The organism is Paenibacillus uliginis N3/975 (genome assembly GCF_900177425.1).
Classification (GTDB): domain Bacteria; phylum Bacillota; class Bacilli; order Paenibacillales; family Paenibacillaceae; genus Paenibacillus_AQ; species Paenibacillus_AQ uliginis.
Window position 1 is genome coordinate 5,067,584 of the sequence record NZ_LT840184.1, and the last position, 22,535, is coordinate 5,090,118.

A 22,535-nucleotide genomic window follows, 5' to 3' on the forward strand; every position below is an offset into this window, starting at 1 on the left:
CTTTTAAATGAGGTGATGACAGTGTATAGAAGTGTACTGAAGAATCGAATGATATTGTATTATTTGGCGGGAGCAGGGATTTCCCAATTAGGAAATGTTATTACAGGACTTGCTTTCCTTTTTTTATCTTATGAACTAACACAATCCAGCATTCTGACCACAGTTATGGCTATTACACAAGCTACTCCATACCTTTTATTCGGACTAGCTGGTGGAGTAATTGCTGACTCAGTAAACAAAAAACGTTTATTACTGTTGATAGACATCATACGAGTACCTATTATTCTTTCATTGGTCTTTATTTATCAAATGAATCTTTTAGGTTTTTGGCATTTAATAGTTGTGAGTTTCATAATTCAAAGTCTAGGATGTTTTTATAATCCAGCTTACAGAGCTGTATTACCTCTCATTACTTCTATAGAAGATCGAACAGTTGCAAATAGCTTATTTGATATTGTGACAAGAGGTGTACAAATGCTTGGACCAATATTTAGTATTGGTCTGTTAAATTCAGGACAAATAATTCATTTCTTCACAATTGATGCCTTAACGTATTTAGTCAGTGTATTTTTCATCTTAAAACTTCTTTGGAAAGAAAATAACGATACTACGGATAACCTGTTGAATACAACTGACAGTATTTTTAGTTCTATAAAAGATTTCCTTAACTGGGTAAAAGGTGAATATACTATCAGAACGTTGTTGTTTGTAACTTTTTTGATTGTGTTCTTTAACACTTGGGTATGGCAGGTCGGATTATTGTTACAACTAATAGAAACCAAGAATAATGGTGAGCAACTTTACAGTCTTCTAATGGGGTGGTATGGTGCTGGTGTGATTACAGTCAATATCGTCATCCCTTTTCTTTGGAAAAAGCTGACCCTCACGATTTATCTAATCGGTTCTATTGTATGGGGTGTTGGTATACTTGTATTAGGATTTGCAACTCATCTGTCAACCTATTTTATTGGTATACTAATCGCAGCTATTGGACTTCCTATTTCTGGTTTAGCACGGGTTTATCTTATTCAAACATTGATACCAATAAATAAATTAGGCAGAGCGTTTAGTTTTAATGCAGTTCTCTTATATGGTTCTAATGTGCTTTCGTTGAGCTTGTTTGGCGCACTATCCCCTCTTGTAGAAATTCGGTATATTTTTGTTTTTTGCGGAAGTATGATGGTTATCGGCTCATTTGTCTATTTATTTCGTGTATTTCCCTCGAAAAAAACTGGGCGTGATTCCGTAGAGACGTTTAAATAATTGATTATAAACAGAGATAGTAGAAAACCCACAACTATATGAAATATCTGCAATAGTTTTCTTGGTATTGATAAGCATTTCTTGACTTCTGATAATGCGATATAATTGAAGCCACGAAAAGGGGGAAATTCCAATGTACTCTTTAAAAAGATGGGCAAATTGAAATTTGCTTATATCTAAAACCCCTGCCATTTCATCTAGGCTCCAAGCATGTTGGAAGTCTTCTTTTATAACGTTCATTGTTTTGTATAGTGCAGGGTGAATTTCTTTAAATGGTTGTATGTTAATGTCAGACGAATGTGTACCAACCATAACTTTAAGTATAATTAATGCTAACTGAGTGAAGCTATGGTCTAAAAATAACTCTAATGAATGACTTTCGTTTACTTCTTCTATTTGTACATAATCATTTATAAAATGGACCCATTGCTGGATTAATGGATGTTTTTGAGCAGTAAGAGCGAAAGAAATATCATCTTTAATAAATGAAATATCAGCCGTCAGTTGATTAAAAAATCGTGGATCAAGCTCTATTAAAAATTTATGATCATCTACTGAAATTTGTTTATGCATATCATTCGGGTTAAAAAGAATAAATTCATTTTTAGATAAGAAAATGTCGCTTCTCTCAGTCTGGTAATACATAGATCCTTTTATAGAATAGATAAGCTTATAAGAATAGTCGTTTCGCCATTTGCTTTCGCATTTTTTTTGATTTGTGGACAATAACAAACCCTGTGTAGCTTGTAAAACGATAGACAATTAAATCACCATCACTATACTGAAGTTTACATTATAGTTTACCATGTCAAATACGATTATGATGCAATATCTAATTTTTTGGGAATGGGTCTTGATGAATATGAAGAATATTGGAAAAGGGGCTATGGTTAGGGATTACAGAGCGAGTGAAATCAGGTTTTTAACGATTTTATCAAATATCAAGCAAAATAAGAGAGGACAGTACTAACATGGAAAACGTATCAAATGTAGATAAATTGGAATCAATAAAATCCTTCCAATCGACAATCAGTAAATCCGAAAAGGCCTTGGCTCAGATGACTCAGAAAGGCGCAAATACTACCTTATTAAAGAAACGACTCAAAGCTCTTTACATCGGCTTAGCCATGCTAGAAAACGTTTGGAATCAAAGACCCCATCATTACACCCAGGAAGATTTAGCAGAAGCTCGCAATGTTCTTACTGGTTTATTCCCATCAATTGAGAACATTTATGCTAATTCAAAGACAGGTAGTCCTCAAAGAACGCTTTTAGAAAGAAGAATTAAAGCATTGGAACTAGCTGTTCAAGCGATTGACGATCTTTCCAATGAATAGCGCCTTTAGCCTGGGATTGTACGCCAAAAAACGCACGCCAAGCCATTTCATGGTTAGCGTGCGTTTTATTTTTTAGTTCCACATTGAGAACAACACTATCATCACTGTAACAATACCCAGGATTAACATTTTTGTTTATTGGTTGACCAGCGGTTTGATACCAGTAGAATCGCTATTCAGATAAGTGAACCCTCTATTTTTTTATATATTTAACCATCTTTTCGTTCACAAGTACTTCACTTATATGATCAACAGCCACCTCTTCGCTTAAAGAGACGATCGCATAGTAGATCTGCTTACGGGTAGGCTCGATTGTATCCTGGGCGTTATCAGCATCTGTTCCGCCCGAGGGAGATGGCGCTTCTCCCTGCGTTGTGTCGTCCGCCGCCGTCTTGTCCGTCCCCACGCTGTTCCCTGAAGGGTTTTCCGAAGAATTTCCAGCCGGTGTCTGGTCCCCATTCCCGTCTAACTCGGTTTGAGGTTCTGCGTCTCCGGCTTGTCCCTTCACCGATGGCGGCTCCTCCGTTCCTGCACCGGTGTCTTGAGCACGATCCGACAGCCCTGCATCCGAACGGCCTTCATCATCGCTTGCCCCGCTTCCCTCAGAGCAAAGATACTGCACTTTAAAATCCGTATAACTCTGCGCCTTGCCGTCCATCAGCTTCAAAGTAATCGTGTCCGTTTGGAAGGCGGCGCACTCCGCCTCTGTTCCGAACTCGAATACAAGCTCTGTCTGCGGCTTCAATTCGCCATCAGCGACATCCTCGGTTAGCCGCGCGTAAACCTGCGGCTCCTGCTTCTCTGCCGCTTGCTGCGGCGGCGCCGGCTTGGTACCAGGCATTCCTGTCACGACCGGATCGTCTCGGTCAAAGATGCCGAACGCTGCCATTCCTCCGGTAATCCCCCCGCCAACCAGGATAATGGCCATGAGCCACACAAGCGGCTTCCGGTTACGATGCAGCCATCTCACGAGCGGCGGAGACAGCTCGCGGCGTGCCGTGTCATAGACGGCTTGCAGCGGAGGGCCCGCCTTATCGAAATAAAGTTTCCGGTTCATCCGGTGTTTGAATGCGTCCCTGTCATATTTCTTGAAATATGCTACCAATGCCGACGCATATCCCGGCGCGAGCTTCTTCCCTTTCAAGAAGAAACGCTTGTTCTTCGACCAGTTTATAAATTTATAGACGGTCTCTTTATCGGAGGCATGCTGCTGCAAGTAATGAAGCAGTGATCCGTACTCGATCATGCCGCTGTCGATACCGCGATAGAAGGCAAGCACTAGCCGGCCAAAATTGGCCTGTCCGAGATCGTCCTGCAGCCAGCGGCGGCCGAGCTTCTGCAGCCGATCCATCTCTGCCGGTGACAATCCGTCGAACAGCAACTCATCCGGATCTTCGTCGTGAAACCAACGGTACGCAGACAGCATAACCGCTGCGTTCGACTCCACATGCGGCGGAAAACGGGTCGCCCATTGTCTAACTTCATCCGGGTACGCCAGGAAATCGATCTGCAGGAATGCATCCTTGTGTACCTGCTCCAGTTCGAGCTCTGTCAGCAAGAACACATTCGCTTCATAGGACAGCAGTTTCAAGAATGATAGCATCGGTTCACTCGCCGAATGGCTCTTCTCCTCGAACAAGCGGTCGATCATATCGAGCACCGTATTCACGGCCGACACCGGCTCCACCTCACGCCGGAGCTTCTCCATCAGCTGTCCGGTGGCCAGGTCAATAAATTCATTCGTGTCTAGAAGGATCGGATACTGGCTGGACCAATGAAACGCCAAATTCACGACCTCCTCGGCCCGGGTCGCTTTTTGGAACTTCCGCTGCATAAACGGGAAGAAAAGCGAAATCGTCTTGCCGCCCCGCAGCAGCGCAGCGAAGAAGGTCTGGCTGACCCTGCCGCTGCCCTCAATAAGATCATAGTAAGCTTCCATCCACTCGCGGTTCTTCTCCTTGCTTGCCTCGTACAAGCTTCGGATTAAATATCCGAGCAGGTCGCTTCCCAATCCCGCTGTCCCCCCGGCAATTGCTTCGTATTCGATGAAGCACTTCACAATATCCGGATCTGGCGCCTGTCCCTGCTGCACCCGTTCATATTCGCGATCGAAGCAGTCGCGGAACAGCTTTTGCAGCCGCGGCTTCGCAAGGGCAGCCCCGACGGGCTCCAAATAGCCGAGCATGGAACGGAGTACGATGTTTCGATTCTGCATATATAAGGAAGCGTCGCCTCCTTCAATCTGGTACAAGACGGCAAGCTCGTGGCAGCTCACAATCGCCGTATACTGCTGCGAGTCCATACCTTGCAACAGCTGTTCCGCAAAGTCATAGAACGCTTCCGCCCGCTCCGGCAGCGAGAGATTGTTCCAGGCAAAGTTCAGGTAAGGCTGCTTCGCCAGGTCGATATCGACATTCGTAACCCGCCGAGATGCCAGATCGAACGTATAATCTTTGTCGATTTGACGATCATTGGGCCGCAAGCTTCCGCGTTCAACGAAGGTGAGATGAATCCCCTTCCGGCTCTGCGGATCCTTCGAATATGTAAGCAAACCCAGAGCGCGGCGGTACGCGTAAGGGAGGCTGCCGTATAACACGCTGGCGAGCTGTATTGCGCACTCTGTCAACGCCTCCACTTCAACATCGAGCGCCACAAACACCTTGCGCCTTGTAACGATGGACGACATGACGGCGAACAGCAACTGCTTGAACATCTTCTCGTCGATCCCCAAGCTGGCAAGCAGAGCGGATGGCGAGGCCGGATGATCCACTTCCGCTTCAGCAGGCAGTTGCTCCAACTCGGGCAGTTCCATGCCTTGCTCGATGTCATAGCTGCTGGCGAAGGCGGTTCTCAGCAAGCCAGGATAGTCTTTTACCGCCGCGGCCCTTTCGACAGGAATGATGTAGTTATGAGTGAAGAAAGCGCTGCGCAAGCCGGTAAAATCGGCTGCCTGATAAATGCTGCGGCCCAGGACGAGCTGTCCCGTGTCAGCGTGAAACAGATGCAGCGCCTGCGGATAGCGAGCTTCACCCTTTTCGCCTTGCGACACCAGTTCTGCCGGCGCATCGTAAACACAGAATGGGTGCAGCACTTTTTTGATGAAACCGGCATCGAGACCGGCAGACTTCGCAATCGTGTCAAATCCTTCGTTCGGACGGAAAATGCCACTCCGCTCCCGTGTGTACATTTGCTGCTGAATGCGAGAGGATCCGTTCGCTGTCAATGCTGCTCTCTCCCCTCGATGTAATTCAGTTGATACAGCAGCCATATGAACGGCTCATCGACCCGAATCGGGCTTACAACACCTTGCAGCTTCTGATTGACCGGGTTGCTGCCAAGTGCGGACACAGCGAAGTAGGACGTATTGGAGAAGTAGACATCCATCGTGCCTTTGAACGGACGGTCCACCTTCTCGATAAAGCGCCGCATCTCACCGTCGATATTGTTGGATTCGGTTAGATTAAGATATTTACGATGAATCATATTATTGAAAATATTACTATTTCCCTTTATATAATCTCCGTCCTCATCTTTCAACGCATGCAGCATATCGCTTTTCGTCAGCACGACCGCCGTCGGAATGTCGGTCTTGTTTTTCTCTTGATAGGCGATGAAATCGCCGAACAGCGTCAGCACGACATCACGCGGTTCATCGTATTGCGGTACCCACTCGTTAGATTCGCCGCCATATTGCATGCGTATTTTTTCACGAATGGAGCGAATTTGCAGCGGATCGATCATAAACAGGATGCCTGCTGAATTTTTGATATGCTGACCATGCAGCCCAAGATAATCTTGATCGACCATTCCTTCTCCCGCGACATCAAAAAACACCAGCGTCAGCGGAGGCTTCGACTCATCCTTGAAGACGAATTGAAAAATAAACGGCTCCTGCATCTTCTCCTTCTGTGTTGAAGCAAGCAGATCACCGCGTTCGAACAGCGGCTCCTCGTACATGTGGCGAAATTTGCGGCTTATCTCCGCATTGAGCGGCATGCAGGCGGCATCGAAATGATCCGCCGTACTATGCTGAAGCGTATGAATAAGCGAAGTCATGTAAACCGACTTGCCGACCTGGGAAGCCCCGATAATGGATATAATATTGCTGGGCACCTTCCCGGCCGTCACCGGAAGCTCGTTATGGCAATGCGGGCACAGTCTTCTGCGCGTAACGACCCCATACCGGTCGTTCAATCCAATCAACACATGATCGGAATACAGATGGTGCTCCTCCGGAATATCTCGCGGATCGATGACCGCCTCCATATCATAGACGGTATCGAGGCCGAAACGGTCCCGGTATTTGTTAAGCTTCTCATCCTCCTGCATCGCATAATCCTCATCATCCTCGCGATGGTGCCCCGCACGAAACACGACCTCTTCCGGCGAGAACTTGCTAAAGCAGTACGGACACACGATATCATAGAACAGCGGTTGCGACTTCGGCTGCGGTTTGCGTTTCAGAAAATCAAAAATCCCCAAGTGTCTTCCCCTCCTTATTCCGGTATCAGCTCGTATAATTGGCCGTATTGTTGGCGGTCTGTAAAGAAAAGCCGGATATAGTCGTCCTTGCCGATCTCTATCTCCGGCAGCACATTACGGCCCGGGGCAAACGACTCGACGAAAGGATAGACTGTTCCGTCGTCCTGGCTGACAGGATAGACGCCCTGTTTCTTCACATAGCAAAGGACATCCGCGGGCAGCGGCACCTCTGTCGTCACCTGAATTTGCGCGGCTTTGAATTTTTTGAACCAGCCGCCCTTGTAGCGGATCGAATAATAGATTCTCGCCCGGCCCGTACTGAGCGCGATCCGGTTTTCGCCATTCGGCTGGATGAGGAGCGTTTGACCGTCTTCCTGCAACAGACAGGCGTATACCGTATAGACGAGCCGCCCGATCCCTTCAATTCGGTCGTGATACCCGTTATTTGCTTTGTATTCGTCTCTCGTATACAGCTTCAGCTCCGCACCTGACGGACGATCCAATGGCAAGCCATCCACCGTCTTGTGAATATAGACGGCTTGGATACCAGCCGGCCATAGCCAGCGCAAGGTGCATTGCCCTTCGTCAATATGATGTGTCAGTTCACGGATGATCGGCGTATCCGATCCCGCCTCTATATAATGCATCTGTCATGGCCCCCCCACACTAGAATCCGCGGCTGCTTCGATCAGACTGCCGGCCGGACAGGCTGCTGACTTCGCTCTCGGCCGCGCCTCTGTGCCGTCGTCCACCCCGCTGCCGTTGGTTCTCCCGGATAGGCACGACGAATGAGAACAGCGTAATGACACCCGCAAGCACGAGATCGGCACCCAAGCGAACGAGTCCGTCCGTGAACGGACGTCCGGATAGGCCCGCCTCCAGCAGGAAGCCAGCCAAGAGCCCCGCTGTCGCGCCGCCAATCGCAAAGCTCTTGGCGAGATAACGGTTGTCGAATACGAGCCCCAGCGCCAGGCCAAGCATCGTTCCAATAAGTGCCAAGGCAATGATATGCAGAACCATATAATAAGTACTGTTCTTAAGCGGGCCGGAGCGCTCCGTAACCAGCGTCCTTTCACCAATACTGCTGTAGATCTGTTCGAAGACGAACGACAGCTCATTTGCATCGGATACATCGTAATATTGGCCTCCGGTCTCCTCTGCAATCTGGCGCAGCAGGCCCGAGCCTTGGGCATCGACCTGGCTGAGGCCAATCGTATGAACGCCAATATGCTGCGCCTTATAATCGGCGAGCATGGCGTTTGTGTCTATTTCACTGAAGCCGTCCGACAGAAGCACGACCATCGTGCCGCGCTCCGTATCCTGATGATCCTTGATGTGTTTCATCGCCTCGGATAGAGACAAGCCGATATCCGTACCGCCCTGCGTCGGCTGGATCGCATCGATCTTGGCGAACAGCTGGTTCTTGACATCCTGATCTTCCAATTGCACAAAAGGCTGGAGCAGGTCCACACTGTCGTTAAATACAAACACAGCTACTTGCTTGTCACTATCCATCTCTTCGATCATGCGCTTGGCTGCTTTATACCGGTCCTGATTCGGATCCGTCTGCTCCATACTGCCCGAGTTGTCGATGGCGAGCACGATATTGTTCACGCTTTTTACATTGCCCGGCTCGAACTGATATGCCGCTTCCAACGCCAAGCCCGCAATGAACAGCATCACCAGCGTCGCGGGAACAAGCACCAGCCACGAGGTTCCTGTATATCGCTGACGCCACGAAGGGCCATTCAACCGAGGCGAGATCATCTCAGCGATCAGGCAGGCCAGACCAACACAAAGCGAGATCACACCGAAGTAAAGTCCGCTCACTACAATATCCGGCCACTCGCCGCGCAGGCTATTTAGCAGCCATTCTCCGATCCCCCAGCCGATGGCGCCACCAATCAAGCTGAACAGCACCATGAGCCAATTCACTTTTCGCTGCATAGATATAGCATCCTCTCACATATAGTGTACATCCGCTCGGATGCGTTCTTCCCGTCATTGCTTCTGTCGGATCATCGCCCGGATAAGCAAAGAGCAGCGATGCCGACATCCGTATTTGTATCGCAATTTACCGCTAATCGAAAGACCTTGTAGGGGCAATCCTCGGTAACGAAGACAGACGGGACTGATTATCAAACCATCCTGCTTACCGGACAGGAGGCAGCAGCTCGGAACTGATGCCGTGGAATTGATATCCGTTCTCTACATATCTCTCGTAGTACATTTTTCCATTCCGGTAATACAGCAAATCCTCGATCTGGAAGCCGCCCATAATGTTAAGCTTCTCTACACCGCTGGTGCGCTGTTCATGCACGCAGCCGAGTTTGTAGATACGGGATGTCTCCTCTTCCCCCAGCGCATAACGCATAAACTCGCTCGTCGCATCGCCAAAAAAATATTTTTCCTCGTAACGGTGTTCATGCGTATAATCCAGGAGCCGCACATGTATGCCCGCATGCTCCTCCAGCGTCCGGTAAAGCTTCTTGAACAGCTCGTCCTTCGACAGCACCTCTTGATTGCTGTATTCAATCGTAACATTCGCCCGCTGCAGCAATTCTTCCTCAAACGTCTGCCTGAACGGCGGTCCTGTCAAAATATGCGTTCTGCATACTTCACATAGCCGCTCAACCAACGATTCGGTTCCCTGCTCCAGCAGTCGGGACAAGCTGCCCATATACCGCTCTTCGCCAAAGGCGTTCGGTCCCCGCTTCGCTTCAATCTCCTGCATAATGTCCGCCGTTGCCCGTTCGTAGTACTCCATAATATTTTGGCCGATATAGTCATCGGCGCGGCGGATGCTGATGAGCGCTGCAGCTCTGAGCGTCTCCTCCAGCGATTCCATCTGCTGCACATACTGTTTATAGATAACGTGCAACCGTTCCAGTTCCGCTTCATATTTCCGATACAGCCGCAGCCCCGTCTCCAGCCGCAGCACCTCAAGCTTCAGGCGGTACACGGTGTTAAAAAAGCAGCGGATGAAATTGCGCACATTATGCTTATCCATCAGCGGCATCCGCGGGAATGATTGCTCCTCCACCGCCTCGGCATACTTTTGCTCCAGCTCGGCCTGCGCCGCCTCCAGCGCCCGGCTTGCATCACGGATGCGGCCGTGCAGCAGCGGCCAAACGCTCCCTCCTTCATCCGCTTCATTCGTCCAATCGTACACATGACAGAAGCTTGTATCCGCCTGCACGGCCAGCCTTTCCCGGACCATCTGCACCAGCTCGTCGTCCGGCAGATGCCGGAGCCCTTTATCCGCAACCTGTTCATAATTATCCCGAAAGTATGCATGGCAGCCGCTACCGAACAAAGCATCCTCGGCTTCGCGCAACGTCATGCGTTTCAATTGGCCGAAGCTGATACCATGGGTCATGATGCCGTTCATATCGCTAAGCAGCTCCTCATCCGGCACAACCCGATCAACCCGGGCAGCGATTGCCTGAGGATCAAGCCCAAACCAGGCCAGCTTCTCCGCCTGCGTACGCTCGGGAGCGGCCTTCATTCGGTCGGTCAGCCCGCGGTAGAAATGATACAGCACGGTGAGTGCAATCGAATGGTTCGGACGCGCGACCTTGGACAAGCCGGCAGAAACATACCCATAGCGGCCAGATTCGGTCATTACATTGTTCCGCAAGGACGTATTGTTGTAGTTGTCCCGTTCATGCAAGTGGCCCGAGCCGGTCTGCTTCCGATTTTTCAATAGATTCATATGGCATATAATCTCGTAATTGTCCTCTTCGGCAAAGGTCGACATTCCCCGCTCATTTTTGTCCGTCAGCACATAAACGAGATCAAACAATGGTGAGGCGGGATGCGTCACTTCGATCGAAATCCCGTCTTCCGTCACATGCAAAGGGGCCGAGAAGGAATAGTCCGGACTCTGCATATAATCGACCTCACGCAGGTATGCGACCCCCGCCGAGCTGGCATAGCCGAATGCATCCGCCTGTTCTCGTTCGTTGATAAGCACATACAGGTCCATCTGGACCGACTTGAACGATTGCTGGAAGATCGCATCCGCGAGCAGTGTAATCTCCGGTACCAGCACGTTGAGCGGGTCGTCGACTCTCGTAACAACCGCCAAATGAATCCGGTCAAACGAGGCGTAAAGCCGGCCGTACTCCGCGATATCACTGCTCACCTGCCGCAAAATGCGATTGAGCTCGAACAATCCGCGGTTATGCTCATAGAACTGCCGGTACACATCGCGGCGCATCGTTTTGCTATTATCCGGAACATGGCCGTCAACCGGCAGAACGAGCCGAGCAATTTTTCTGCCGGAATCGGATTTCTGCCATGCAAAAGCGTCTTGACGGCCGGAATTACTGTTGCCGTCCCCACCATCGCCGGAAGCCATAGCGGACGCAGCAGCGTTACGAGACAGCGCGTGGATATACATGACGCCGGCGCTGTTATCCCATTTTCGCTCATTAATCCGGATCATCGGCTCAATTGCATCGCCCGCCTTGTCACCAATGAAGAGAAACACCGTCGGATAATGAATGCTGCTCTGACTATCGTCTTTGCCGCTGAGTCTCCCTTCATCGCGTGAATATGCTGTTGCGTATTTTTCCAATATCGTCTGTGTCTTCATCCTATTTCAACTTTCTCCGAATCGCATTCAGCTTGGTCGCCAATTGCTTGTAGAACTGGTAGGTATCCTCGCCGTTCGCCAGCTCAATCTTCTCGTATTCCAGACGTTCGCGGGCTTCCAGGAACGCCGCGTACAATTCATCCAGCTTCGTCAGCAGCAGAGCAACATCCTCCGTTGCCGTCATCTCCGCCGCACGGCGGGCCGACTTACGCAGCAACGTACCACGGAGCTTCTCATCCAAACTGCGGAAATGCTCGTATACCTCAAATTCTACATAGTCCCGGCTCTTCATCAGATTGGCAAACGGCTCCCACGCTTCTTCTTCCTCATCCCGATCATAGACGTAGAGTGCGCCTTTTTTGCAGATCGTGCCCGTGTACAGTGCTTCAATGAAATGATCCTGCCATTTCTCTTCGTCCTGATACTGGCTGAGCAGCTGCTCGAATTGTTCAGCCTGGGTGCGGATCGCCTCATATTTAGCCATTTCCTCTCGCAAGCGTGCAATCAGCTCCGGCGATCGGATTAGATTTTCCTTCGCCAGATTTTCATTAATGCTGCCGAAAATATCCTTCGTTCCTACCTGCTCTAGCCCTTCCTCCAACAGCCGCTTCAGTTCTAAATAAGCGCGCTTTACTTCTCCGAGGTTCGGCTTCGCTGCCTGCAGCTGCAGATCGTAGCCGTTCAGCATATCCTGCAGCTGGAACGGTTTCGTGAAGACGATCTCATAGCGATTGCTTGTGTTGTCATCCATGTTTTTCGCGACAACGGCTTTGTACTTCAGGCCGAGCTCAAACTCAGCGCGTACGCGAACATTGTATTGCTCTACCCGTTCGTTGCGGTACGTGTCCCCCCAAGATTGCTGCGGGATGGGGGAAGGGAGATACGTCCAGTTCGCCTTGTCGGTCTGCACGAGATGGCGTCCGATGCCTTCCTTGTCGAGAATGGTGCGTTCGTAGCTCTCCTCGTATACTTTGAGCGGCGTATAGACGAAGAGCGGCACCCCGTTATGCGTGTTCAGCCAGAAGATGCGGTTCTTCACCTCGCTCTCCTTGACGGTGAAGTTCGACTTGCCGACTGCATTGTTCTGATAATTGCGTATTCCCTTCAGAATGCTTGGCGCCTTCACGGGCACTGACACAAATCCCCATTTCGGAAAATGCAAGTTGCCCGAGCTGTTGCTCAGATGGAACACCGGAACGGCCTCGTCATCCAGCTTGCTTGCGATCTGGCGCTCGACAAACTTGTCGATCGACTCGTCGTTGCCAAACTTCATGACGAGGAAATCTTCCATCGATTGCGTAATCAGATCGCCGAACTTGTCTGACAGGAAATCCGAAATCGAGCTGACGATATCGAGCTCCTGCTCCTTGATCCACTGGTTCGAGTGATCCAGCAGCTCCAGCGAGAAGTCGCGGATCAGGTCGTCGACTTCCTTCTGATCCATAATATTGCTGATCACTTTCGAAATGTCCGGAACACTGACAATATTCCAGTAGTAGGTCCGGTTACCTTTGTGATCGGCCTGCTCTTCACCGTTAATCAGAATGTCGCCGTTCTTCTCGAAGATCGTGTTGAGCGCGTTCAAAATTTCAGTAAATACGCTATAAATGCGGTTGTTCTCCTGATTCAGCAGCTGATACAGATCCTCGTAGAACTCGATCATCTGCTCCATACGCTCTACGTCGGCATGCAACCAATACTCCTGAATTTTGGATTGGATATACATGTTTTTCTTTTTATCCTTGGAAATAAAGGCGCTCTTCGCATCCCCGAGACGTTCGTTTGACTGCTCCTGCGCCGCTTCGATGTCGCGCGGAATACGATGCAGATTCTCGCGCAGCGTCTCAATGTAGGAAAGCAGCATTTTCAACAGACAGAAGCCCTTCTCCGTATAGATCAGACGGGACACATAGAACGGCCCCTGCTCTGGATGGAGGAACATCCGCCGGATCTGATCGGTGAAATTGCCAACAATCTCACCAGGAAGCTGCTTCTTCGCCTTGATGTATTCCTCGCGTGCCCGCGCCAAAAATGTCTGCTCCAGCTCCGTATCCATATTTACAACCTGCAGCTTCACTACATTGTTATAGCTCAGTCGTTCGCTATTCTCATACCCCGGCAGCGGATCGGGCACGCGCGATTCGAACGTCTTCACCATCGTGTCGAGATCGACACCCAACTGGCGAGCGAACTTCTCGACTTCCTCTTGGCTCGGCGCCTTCTGGAACATCTTCTCCATCTTTTGGAAGAGGCGGTATCCGAGATAGGTCGTCATCTCTTCGATCGGCAGGACCGCCGACGAAGCACCGATGATATTGTAATCGTAATTGGCCGGATAGACTCGATTCATCTGGGCAATATTCGTGCGGATATTGCTAATATAATCGTGAATCGCGAATTCCTCACCGGACTGTTTATCCTCGCTTGCCATGAAGTTCGTGATGTTCTCCGCCGTCACATTCATGCAGTAGTCGTAGGCATTCTCCAGCAGCTTCCCTTCCGTGTTTGTCGCCGAGATCAAATGGCACAGGTTAAACGGAGGCAGCGGGGAATTGACCGTCAAAATGTTGCCGTACTTCTGCCGGAAACGCTCACCCCGGCTGTCGACGTTCATCCAATAGTCCAGTTCCTTAAGTGCGGCGTATCCGTTCTTCTTGATATATTCGCGTGTGTGCTCGCTCAGGCTCTTGTTCGACAGGTTCACGTCCGGAGTGAACAGATAGCCGAGCGTATTGACGCGATCGATGCCCGCCGAGCCGTAATCCCGCTCGATAATGCCCCGTACGATATAGGAAATGTCCAAGAAGCAGCCGCTGCCGGTTCCCCCGGACAAGCCGGACAGCATAAATACCATCAACTTCTTATTCGTTCCGACCGACAGTGTCTTGATCTTCTTGTCAATCGCCTGGACAACCTGGTTGATCTTGGTGAACAGCAACAACCGTCCAGCTTGACGCACCCCGGCGGCGCCGTTCATCCCGTCGGTAATGCTCAGCTCTGGGGACAGCCATTCGGTAATATAAGGTTCCAAAATACTGCGGTTCTGCAGCAGTCCGCCGATTTCGGCGTTCGACAGCAATACAAATTCATTGAGCGGATCGAGACCAATGCCGCGATATTTCTTATTGCGATCCTGCTCATTTGTCTCTAGCGCCAGGAACTCCACATTATCTGGCTTATCGCGTTTCTTCTTCGAGATCGGATCTTCTGGGAGCCTAAATCTGCGATTAATTTGATATTTTAAACGAAGCAGCGCATCGATTCCGGTTCCTCCCAAACCGATAATGAGGATCGGGTTATCGATCGTATCAACGCGAATTTTATCGCTGACAATCCCTCCGCCCAGCGATACGTCCAATTGCTGAATATGTTCTCTAACGATTGGTTTCATAATGGATGTTCCTCCCTATACGATATATTCGATCCAGATCGTTTTATCTACTTGAGTCAACGGCACCGTAATCCGATCGCCGCTCTTTAATTCCAAACCTTTGCTCGCGTCGATTGCACGACCCGATTTTTCAATAGTTCCGTTTGAGCCGTTCTTGAGCAGAATGCGGTCGTTCTTGTCCGGAATGAATACCATCTTCTCGGTCTCCTTGAACTCGGGAGCCAGTTGCAGCAGCTGGTGGAGCGAGCACTTGCCTTTGAAGGCGTTCAATTTCTTATATTGAGGATGGCTCTTCTCGCCTGTATTCTCATCCCGTACTTCAATGACCATTTGACCAACGAAGCCACGGTTCGCCTTCTTCCATGCCGCAATCAGAAAGGCGGCCGCCAGAGCGAGCACAATCCCTCCGGTGGCTGAATAAACAATCCACATTGGAAACGGCTTTTTAACTTCTCCCTCGCTAGCACCCGGCTGGGCAGAAGCCCCTGCGCCGGCAGCTGGCTTCGCACTCACCTTGACCGGCTCAGTCTCCCGGTAGAAGCTTTTCTCCTCTGCCCTTACCTTGAGCTCATATTCATGCTTGTCCTTTACCTCGAACTCCCCTGTGAACCGATCTCCCTCGTTAACGAGCGATAGGTCGACGCTATTCCCCGTATCAAGGTCCTTGACATGAAGTACAGCGTTCATGTTGCGATACAGCGCATCATTTTGCAGCTTCTGTCCATTGCTGGTCAAGTAAGCGTTGATTTTGATTTTGTCGCCTTGTTTGTAAGTTTTGGACGGTATCGGGTCCAGGGCCAGCTTTAAATCATAGTTAAAAACGAGATTTATATCGATTTTGTCTTTCTTCGCCCCTTTTACCTGCAGCTTCCAATCGCCCTGAGCCGGTTGAAGCAGCTTCAGCAGGGAATAGCTCTTGGAGCGGGACAGCCGTACATTATCATCAGGGATGGCGACCTCCTTGCCGGACGGATCGTATAACTTCAGGTCGACCGGTTTTGAGGACATGATGGAAATATTGGCCTCCATCACGTTCGCGTTTGGCACATTCACCGTTACATCCTGATAGCTTCCGTTGCCTGTCATCGACTGGACCGGAACGATTTTCAGCTTCTGATGGCTGGCGAAAATCTCACTCAATATTTGCGGCAGATCGTCCGCGGAAGACGTTACAAATGATTTCCCGTTCGTCTGCTTTGACAAATTCGCCAACGCATCCTGGTTCAGCTGCCCGTCGGCGTTCAGCCCGATCGTGTAGATCGGAATGCCCTTTTGCTTCGCAGCGGCTACCGCCGCGCTCAGCTCCTGATCCGACTCTGCCTGTGTACGGCTACCATTCTTGTTCAAGTAATTGTTACCGTCCGCAAGCAGGACAATCATTGGCTCATGGGCAGGATCAGCTCCTTGCTCGAGCACCTTGACGGCTTCTTTCACCCCGACAGCGATGTCCGTATAGGCCCCGCGGTTCAGTTGGTCGATAAAGTGCTTGAGATCCTCTTTGTCCGTATCGGACCGGATCTCAAGCAGCGCTTTCTCACGTTCGATTTTGTCGGTATAAGCGACGATGCCAACCTTGTCTCCGGTAGAAGACAACATATCAATGAACATCTTCATCGCTTCATTTCCGATTTTGTCCTTGTCACTCGTATCCATCGAGTTGCTCACATCGATAACGAGCATCGCATCAATTTGGGACGCTGTTTGGGCACCCTGAGCAGCGGCTTCTCTCCCAATCCATGGCATGAAGCTGAGTACCAGAGTGAACAACATCATATAAGCAATCACTTTTCTCTGAAGCATAGTTGTACTCCTTTATCGTAAAATGATAGGGTGGGTATTGGTAGGCACACAAGCGCCACTGAAACGGCACAGCATTGTTATACCTAATCGTTCCTGACTATTGTTAAAACGAGATAAACATCCTCTTGGTTCCGTTTATCTTCATCAAATTACTGGATATGACATTATATTCACTTTATCTATCACCGACTGTCATTATGATATAATCAGGGAATGTAAAGTTCAACCTTATTACACATACGATATAGGAATAAAGCCATATAGCAATATCATTTCTAGTAATAATAAGAACCAAATTCCATAAATATAAAAGATTTTATTTTTATAAGGAAGGGACTCTCTTATGTTAGCATACGGTTGTATCGCGGTTTTGTTTCTTTTTACTGCCATTCAAGTTGTCCTCTATTGGATTCGACACAAAAAAACACCCGCACCCGACGAAATTGATCATCGGCTTCTCTCCATATTGAACGATAGGAGCGAGAAGACGCCATGAAAAAAATACCTGTCTTTTTCAGACCTTACCACAAACCAAAACAACTCTATGATTTAATTTGTAGATGTAAATCATGTGGCTCCTTCTCTGCACTGGAAGATAAAGTCTGTCCTTCCTGCGGCAAGACTGCACTGCGTCCGATCGAACGTGAGGCAGCAGTCAATGTTAAACGATCGATGCAGACAAAGCGACTCTTCTTGCTGTTCATTACGTTGGTTGGGGTCCTTCTAAGCGATACGTTCGGCCAGATGATGCTTTGCCTTGCAACAGCCCTAATACTTATTGTCATTCTCTGGTTCGTCCAGAGAAGATTTATCGCTTCTGAGATCAGCCTGAAGCTAGATCGACTACTGCAGCAAGAACAGATGCAGCTTACACGGGACATATACCATGACTGGGAGATAGCTTTCTCACACTGGGATGAGGACAAGCAGCTTACTTACGAGCTACTGCGCAAGCTCCGGCCCCTTATCCGTAACGATACGTTTCGACTGCAGCAGCTTGGGCTTCTCCATCACTTCGCACTGCGTAAAGATATGGAGCTGGAGCTGGAACCGCTCCTGCTGCAGCATTTTGATCCGCTGCTGGTCGATTATATCGGGGAGATCGCCAAGATAAAGCGTGAACTGATTAAAGACGACACGTTCCGATATATCATCCATTACGAGCCAGAAATACTCGGTCTTAAGAACGGTCAGGACATCCTGACCGGTGTGACCGGAGTAGCCGTAAGAATGAAACGGTATGTGCTCACTTATCCCGGTTTGATTCGTCGTTACGCCTACCGGCTGCCGAAGGATCGCATACTGCGGCTGCACCGAATGATTCAGCAATATCCGAACGAGCCGTGGGATCGTGTAGCCGAAGAGGTGAAACGAATCGTGCGTGACCAATATGAATGGGATCCTGATTTCCAGGATTCTGCAAAGAGAGACTAATATCTATGACGATACGAGAGGTTCTAAACCCGCGGAATTTTATGATTTTATTATGTGCGGCGACTGTGGTAATGATTGGAATCAAGGGAGTGCATATTGCAGAGAAGATTGATACCATCAAGGAAGCCGATCGGCTGTACGCCGCTAACGATCTCGTTGCAGCGGAAGAAGCGTACCGACAAGCGCACAATAATCGATGGATTCTCTATGAGGAGGACAAATTGGCCGAGCGGCTGCACAAGCTGGCGCCAATTACCGCTATGAAGCGCAAGCTAGACAAGATTTTGTCTGATGCAGATGCGGCTGCGGCTGATCTCCAGTTTGAGACGTTCATGAAGGCGTACAAACGTTATCAGCAATTGCGTTCCTCTTACTTAGAGCCCGGCAGCTCCCATATCAACGAGTTCAAGCAAATGCTCACCGCAGCAACGGCCGCTGACCGGATGAACGAGCATCTGATTCAGTTCAAGGCATATTTCGAAGAGCAGCTCGCTGCCAGCAAGCAGCAGGGAGACAGTAGCACTGAATCACTCAAAGCAAATCTGCTAACTCTTCCGTCCTCACTCTTCGGTGGAGCTGAGAAGAAAACCACCCAACTGAATACCCTGTTCCGCTCCTATGATGAATCCAAGCTGGCCCGTATCGCAGGCAAAGGGGAGTTACAGCAAATGCTGGACGAAGCAGTGACTATGGCAAAAGCTTACAAGAAGCTGGGCATCACAGCGGAGTGGCTGCAGTCCAAGTCGGAGGAGCTTGCTGAGACGATCATGCGGAAAGATGGCGAACAGAACAATGCAAAAGCGTTCGCAATCCATGCCACCATCTATGCGGGTTATGCGGACCGCTCCGGCAGCTCGTCCCGCGTCACCAATTATCTGGAGCAAGAACTAAAAAACTGGATGAGGAAGGCAGACCGCCATGTCGCGGCCGGGGAATACGAGACGGCGATTCGCTTGTATGAAGACCTGTCCGGCTTCCGCGACACCACTGCCGAAATCGCGGACGTCCGGCTCGTATGGGCCGCAGCAGAGCCTTCGCTCTTGCTACCGGAAGGCAATTATCCGATCATCGAAGGCGGTAAAAACCGATTTGGCGCTCTCGTGTATACGATGGCACTCGATACCGAACGTCGTTTGTATTATGCAACGTGGGACGGCACTTCGAAGCCGAAAGTGCTGCGCAACCCGCAGCCAATACCTTACCATTATGAGGTGCGCCGCCTGACCGTTGAAGAGCAATTGAGTTCAAATGAACGGCCTGTCCTGCTCATCGAGTATGATTCGAATTCTCGATCCGCCGCTTACAGTGCCTATACCGTGGCAAACGATCGAATTGAGCTGCTGTTCTCATTCGAGGCAGACGGCTATAAAATTGACAATGACGGCTCTTTGCTCGTGCATAACCTGAACGAAACGGGGAAGGAAGATGAAACAGCCCGTTATGAGCTTTACGGTGACAGTTACCAATTCGTCGAACTTCTCCCGAATGCGAATTATATCGACATCCCGGTGGAGAAACTGCCAGAGTATCCACGCAAAAAGGTGCGTTTCACATCCGAGATCGTGCTTGACAGCGATGAAAAGCCTTATGCCCGTATGGGTAACAGTTATATTGCGCTGCAGGGTGACTATGCATTCGTGGAAGGACCAATTACAGTTTGCGGTATCTTCAGCTATTATATAGAAGTATACATAGACAGCGAAATTGTCACTATTCCGGTGTTCCATGTCGAGAAAGTTGAATAATAAGAATATTGCGGTCAGACTGATAGAAGACAGAGCCTGGTATCCTCTTGTAAGTAAGGATATCAGGCTCTCTTTTCGTTCAATGAAGTCCAACCTTATGCAATTCACTCTATGGATGATTCAGGAGTCGAAAACACGGATCCATTATCCTAATAACGGGGGAATTCAATCTATTTCTTGAAGTCGAGGGTGTATCCTGGGAATACTCTAAGTGCATCAATAGGTACTGATTTAACTACCTCTCTTTTCTTAACGATATATTCCATTTTGCCTCCTGTAGACGTTGTATTTCCCTCTTTTATATAAGGAGCAAGTACTAAAGTAAGATCCCAGTAGTCTATCGTTGTTTCTTCTAACCATGTTTGAATCGCCACTCGAACTTGATATTCTGTTTTTTGTCCATTCTTGATTTGTTTTATATCCATAATTTGCGAAGCTAACATGGTTGGTCCCATAGAAAAATGTAGTTGCTTTAATAGTTCCACGTCCATGTCGTCTGTCGTAGTTTTTTTAAGAAGATCTTCACTACCTGTATCCATTCCAGCCATAAATACTTGAACTGTGTTGTTAATACCCGCAACAGTAAATTGACCTATATTACTTACGTCATCATTCCAAACATTTTCATGAGGAATCCCAATACTTTTTATTGAGACTGTCTGTGTTTTTTCATTCCACGCAACATTAGCGCCAAGTGCTTTCGAAATAAAGCTAATAGGTACCATTACTCGATTATTTACCATTCGTGGCGCAACGTCTGTCGAGACTTGCTTACCGTTGACATTGATTTTAATTACACCACTTGCATATGCAGCTCCAAACACAGTGGATACCGTCACCAGTGTAGCCAAGACAGAAATGATCATCTTTTTCTTCATATAATTGTAATCCCTCCCATTTATATTACAAACGTTAAATACCCTTTAAAGTTGCTTTAAAAACCAAAATATTTGCATGCAAAAAAGCTCATGTCAATTTTGAATTTCATAGCTTTATGGACACCCACTTTCAAAAACGTTTTTCGCTTATTACATCACCCGGTACGATTCGTCTTATTTTCCTGATTTCGATTTCAAATTACCTGTCTCTGATGTTACTGGTTTTTTAGATTTTTTGATTTTCCAGTAGTATATATAAACTCTTCGACATCCTTTTGATTTTTTTTCAATTGTTTTGAGTAAATAAATACATCTCCATTTAAATACTCAAAGCAAAACTTCCTTAATGGTAAAATATTCAATTTTTCCCCAAAGAAACCGTCTCTAATAATAGTATGAATAGTGGTGTTATCATTATATGAATATCTGTCAATCATAAACGTTTCTTCGTCCATATCATCGTCCCTTGTGTAGAATAATACTTTTTCAATCACAGATCCTTCATATATTACACAATATACTTGGCTTAAAACCATTTCATCATCTTCGTTACTTAGAAATCTAAGACAAATTTTCTTTTCAACTTCATTCATTATGAAAGAGCTCCCCCAGCCTTTATTTTCAGCATTATAAGAAAAATACAGTTCATTGTTTTTTAACCTATTCACAATAATTCCTTCCTTAGATTTCGGCTCATTTTTATATACTTTCAGTTTTGGTAATTGATTTAATTCATATTGATATGGATACAACTCCAAATCAGAATTGCTCCAAACAACTGTTTCATTTCCAACATCTTCAACTCGATGAAGCAACGCCTTGTATGAGGATCTATATTTTTCGAAAATTTTTACAATAAAACCGTAATCTTTTTCTATCATCATGTACACACCAATCTATCCTTTACTATGTAATGTAATGTAATGTAATTTAATTTCATTACTTCCAAAAGCAAGATGTTTGCAAATCCTGAAAGCTGATTTCTTTATATCCTGTTTGAATCCCTCTCATCCTATTCGATGTACGTTCCACCTTATCTTCACCAACATGAGGAGCTTCTATTTGAAAGATTTCATATTTCCCTAACGATTTATTTACTTTAAATTCTAACGCCTTTGTTTTATTAAGGAGAATTACTCCATACTCCCAATCGAAATCCTCAGATTTACATACATATACGCGAATATTTTTGGACTCTAGACATTTTTGGAAATCAAATAAATCCGGAGAGTCTTCATAGAATTCAATCGCATGCAAGTATCGTTTTCTTTCTGAAAAATACAACTTCAATTCAACTTCTTGATCATTAAGGATTTCTATGTAATATGATAAAATCGCATCAAACTTCTCATCGCCAGACATGTTATTGCAATATCTTTTTAGTACGTCATAGGATTCATCATATACACTGTTTTCAAATGTAGTAGGCTCCGTGATAAAACGATAAACTATTTCATTTATACTAAGTCCTTCTAGCTGACTGCTAAGCCTTTTTCTTATTTCCATGATAAACTCCTCTTACTTTGTTCTATTGGATGATTTTGAAATAAGGGTACGAGCCATCATTGTAAATCAAGCTTATCCAATTGTGCACATCAGCTAATA

General features: G+C 47.7%; 16 protein-coding genes. 4 read left to right on the top strand and 12 right to left on the bottom strand.

What is annotated here, in order from left to right:
• The first annotated feature begins 21 nt into the window (after positions 1-21).
• Entirely contained in the window at positions 22-1,263 is a 1,242-nt protein-coding gene (locus B9N86_RS23770; protein ID WP_208915578.1) for an MFS transporter, read from the top strand.
• On the opposite strand, the gene B9N86_RS23775 is transcribed toward B9N86_RS23770, so the two are convergent.
• Entirely contained in the window at positions 1,204-2,025 is an 822-nt protein-coding gene (locus tag B9N86_RS23775; RefSeq protein ID WP_208915579.1) for an AraC family transcriptional regulator, read from the bottom strand. The genes B9N86_RS23770 and B9N86_RS23775 overlap by 60 nt on opposite strands.
• Before the next feature lie 209 nt (positions 2,026-2,234).
• Between B9N86_RS23775 and B9N86_RS23780 the strand changes: the two genes are divergently transcribed.
• Positions 2,235-2,600: a hypothetical protein gene (locus B9N86_RS23780; RefSeq protein WP_208915580.1), complete on the top strand. Its 366-nt coding sequence runs from the start codon at positions 2,235-2,237 to the stop codon at positions 2,598-2,600.
• 193 nt (positions 2,601-2,793) lie between these two features.
• On the opposite strand, the gene B9N86_RS23785 is transcribed toward B9N86_RS23780, so the two are convergent.
• The 8 genes from B9N86_RS23785 to B9N86_RS23820 form a co-directional block, all read right to left on the bottom strand.
• Positions 2,794-5,823 carry a GAP1-N2 domain-containing protein gene (locus tag B9N86_RS23785; protein WP_244562826.1) on the bottom strand — a complete coding sequence of 1,010 codons (3,030 nt, stop codon included), beginning with the start codon at positions 5,821-5,823 and terminating at the stop codon, positions 2,794-2,796.
• On the bottom strand, positions 5,820-7,082 hold the full coding sequence (locus B9N86_RS23790; RefSeq protein ID WP_208915581.1) for a TRAFAC clade GTPase domain-containing protein: 1,263 nt from the start codon (positions 7,080-7,082) through the stop codon (positions 5,820-5,822). Before B9N86_RS23790 ends, B9N86_RS23785 begins: the two co-directional genes overlap by 4 nt.
• 14 nt (positions 7,083-7,096) lie before the next feature.
• Positions 7,097-7,729, bottom strand: a complete 633-nt coding sequence (locus B9N86_RS23795; protein ID WP_208915582.1) for a beta-mannanase — start codon at positions 7,727-7,729, stop codon at positions 7,097-7,099.
• 19 nt (positions 7,730-7,748) lie between these two features.
• Positions 7,749-9,029 (bottom strand): vWA domain-containing protein, encoded by a 1,281-nt coding sequence (locus B9N86_RS23800; protein ID WP_208915583.1) that lies wholly within the window; start codon positions 9,027-9,029, stop codon positions 7,749-7,751.
• Positions 8,941-9,138 carry a hypothetical protein gene (locus B9N86_RS23805; RefSeq protein WP_208920999.1) on the bottom strand — a complete coding sequence of 66 codons (198 nt, stop codon included), beginning with the start codon at positions 9,136-9,138 and terminating at the stop codon, positions 8,941-8,943. Before B9N86_RS23805 ends, B9N86_RS23800 begins: the two co-directional genes overlap by 89 nt.
• A 96-nt stretch (positions 9,139-9,234) precedes the next feature.
• Positions 9,235-11,682, bottom strand: coding sequence for a tubulin-like doman-containing protein (locus tag B9N86_RS23810; RefSeq protein ID WP_208915584.1), 2,448 nt, complete (start codon positions 11,680-11,682; stop codon positions 9,235-9,237).
• 1 nt (position 11,683) lies between these two features.
• Positions 11,684-15,073: a tubulin-like doman-containing protein gene (locus B9N86_RS23815; RefSeq protein ID WP_208915585.1), complete on the bottom strand. Its 3,390-nt coding sequence runs from the start codon at positions 15,071-15,073 to the stop codon at positions 11,684-11,686.
• 15 nt (positions 15,074-15,088) lie between these two features.
• Positions 15,089-16,873 carry a vWA domain-containing protein gene (locus B9N86_RS23820; protein ID WP_208915586.1) on the bottom strand — a complete coding sequence of 595 codons (1,785 nt, stop codon included), beginning with the start codon at positions 16,871-16,873 and terminating at the stop codon, positions 15,089-15,091.
• 492 nt (positions 16,874-17,365) lie between these two features.
• Between B9N86_RS23820 and B9N86_RS23825 the strand changes: the two genes are divergently transcribed.
• Complete coding sequence (locus B9N86_RS23825) at positions 17,366-18,307, top strand: FmdB family zinc ribbon protein (RefSeq protein ID WP_208915587.1); 942 nt, start codon at positions 17,366-17,368, stop codon at positions 18,305-18,307.
• A 41-nt stretch (positions 18,308-18,348) separates the two neighbouring features.
• Complete coding sequence (locus B9N86_RS23830; RefSeq protein ID WP_208915588.1) at positions 18,349-20,052, top strand: hypothetical protein; 1,704 nt, start codon at positions 18,349-18,351, stop codon at positions 20,050-20,052.
• A gap of 170 nt (positions 20,053-20,222) precedes the next feature.
• On the opposite strand, the gene B9N86_RS23835 is transcribed toward B9N86_RS23830, so the two are convergent.
• The 3 genes from B9N86_RS23835 to B9N86_RS23845 form a co-directional block, all read right to left on the bottom strand.
• Positions 20,223-20,930, bottom strand: coding sequence for a copper amine oxidase N-terminal domain-containing protein (locus tag B9N86_RS23835; RefSeq protein ID WP_208915589.1), 708 nt, complete (start codon positions 20,928-20,930; stop codon positions 20,223-20,225).
• A 215-nt stretch (positions 20,931-21,145) separates the two neighbouring features.
• Complete coding sequence (locus B9N86_RS23840; protein ID WP_210190607.1) at positions 21,146-21,814, bottom strand: hypothetical protein; 669 nt, start codon at positions 21,812-21,814, stop codon at positions 21,146-21,148.
• Between the two features lie 55 nt (positions 21,815-21,869).
• Complete coding sequence (locus B9N86_RS23845; protein ID WP_208915591.1) at positions 21,870-22,436, bottom strand: hypothetical protein; 567 nt, start codon at positions 22,434-22,436, stop codon at positions 21,870-21,872.
• Between the last annotated feature and the right edge of the window lie 99 nt (positions 22,437-22,535).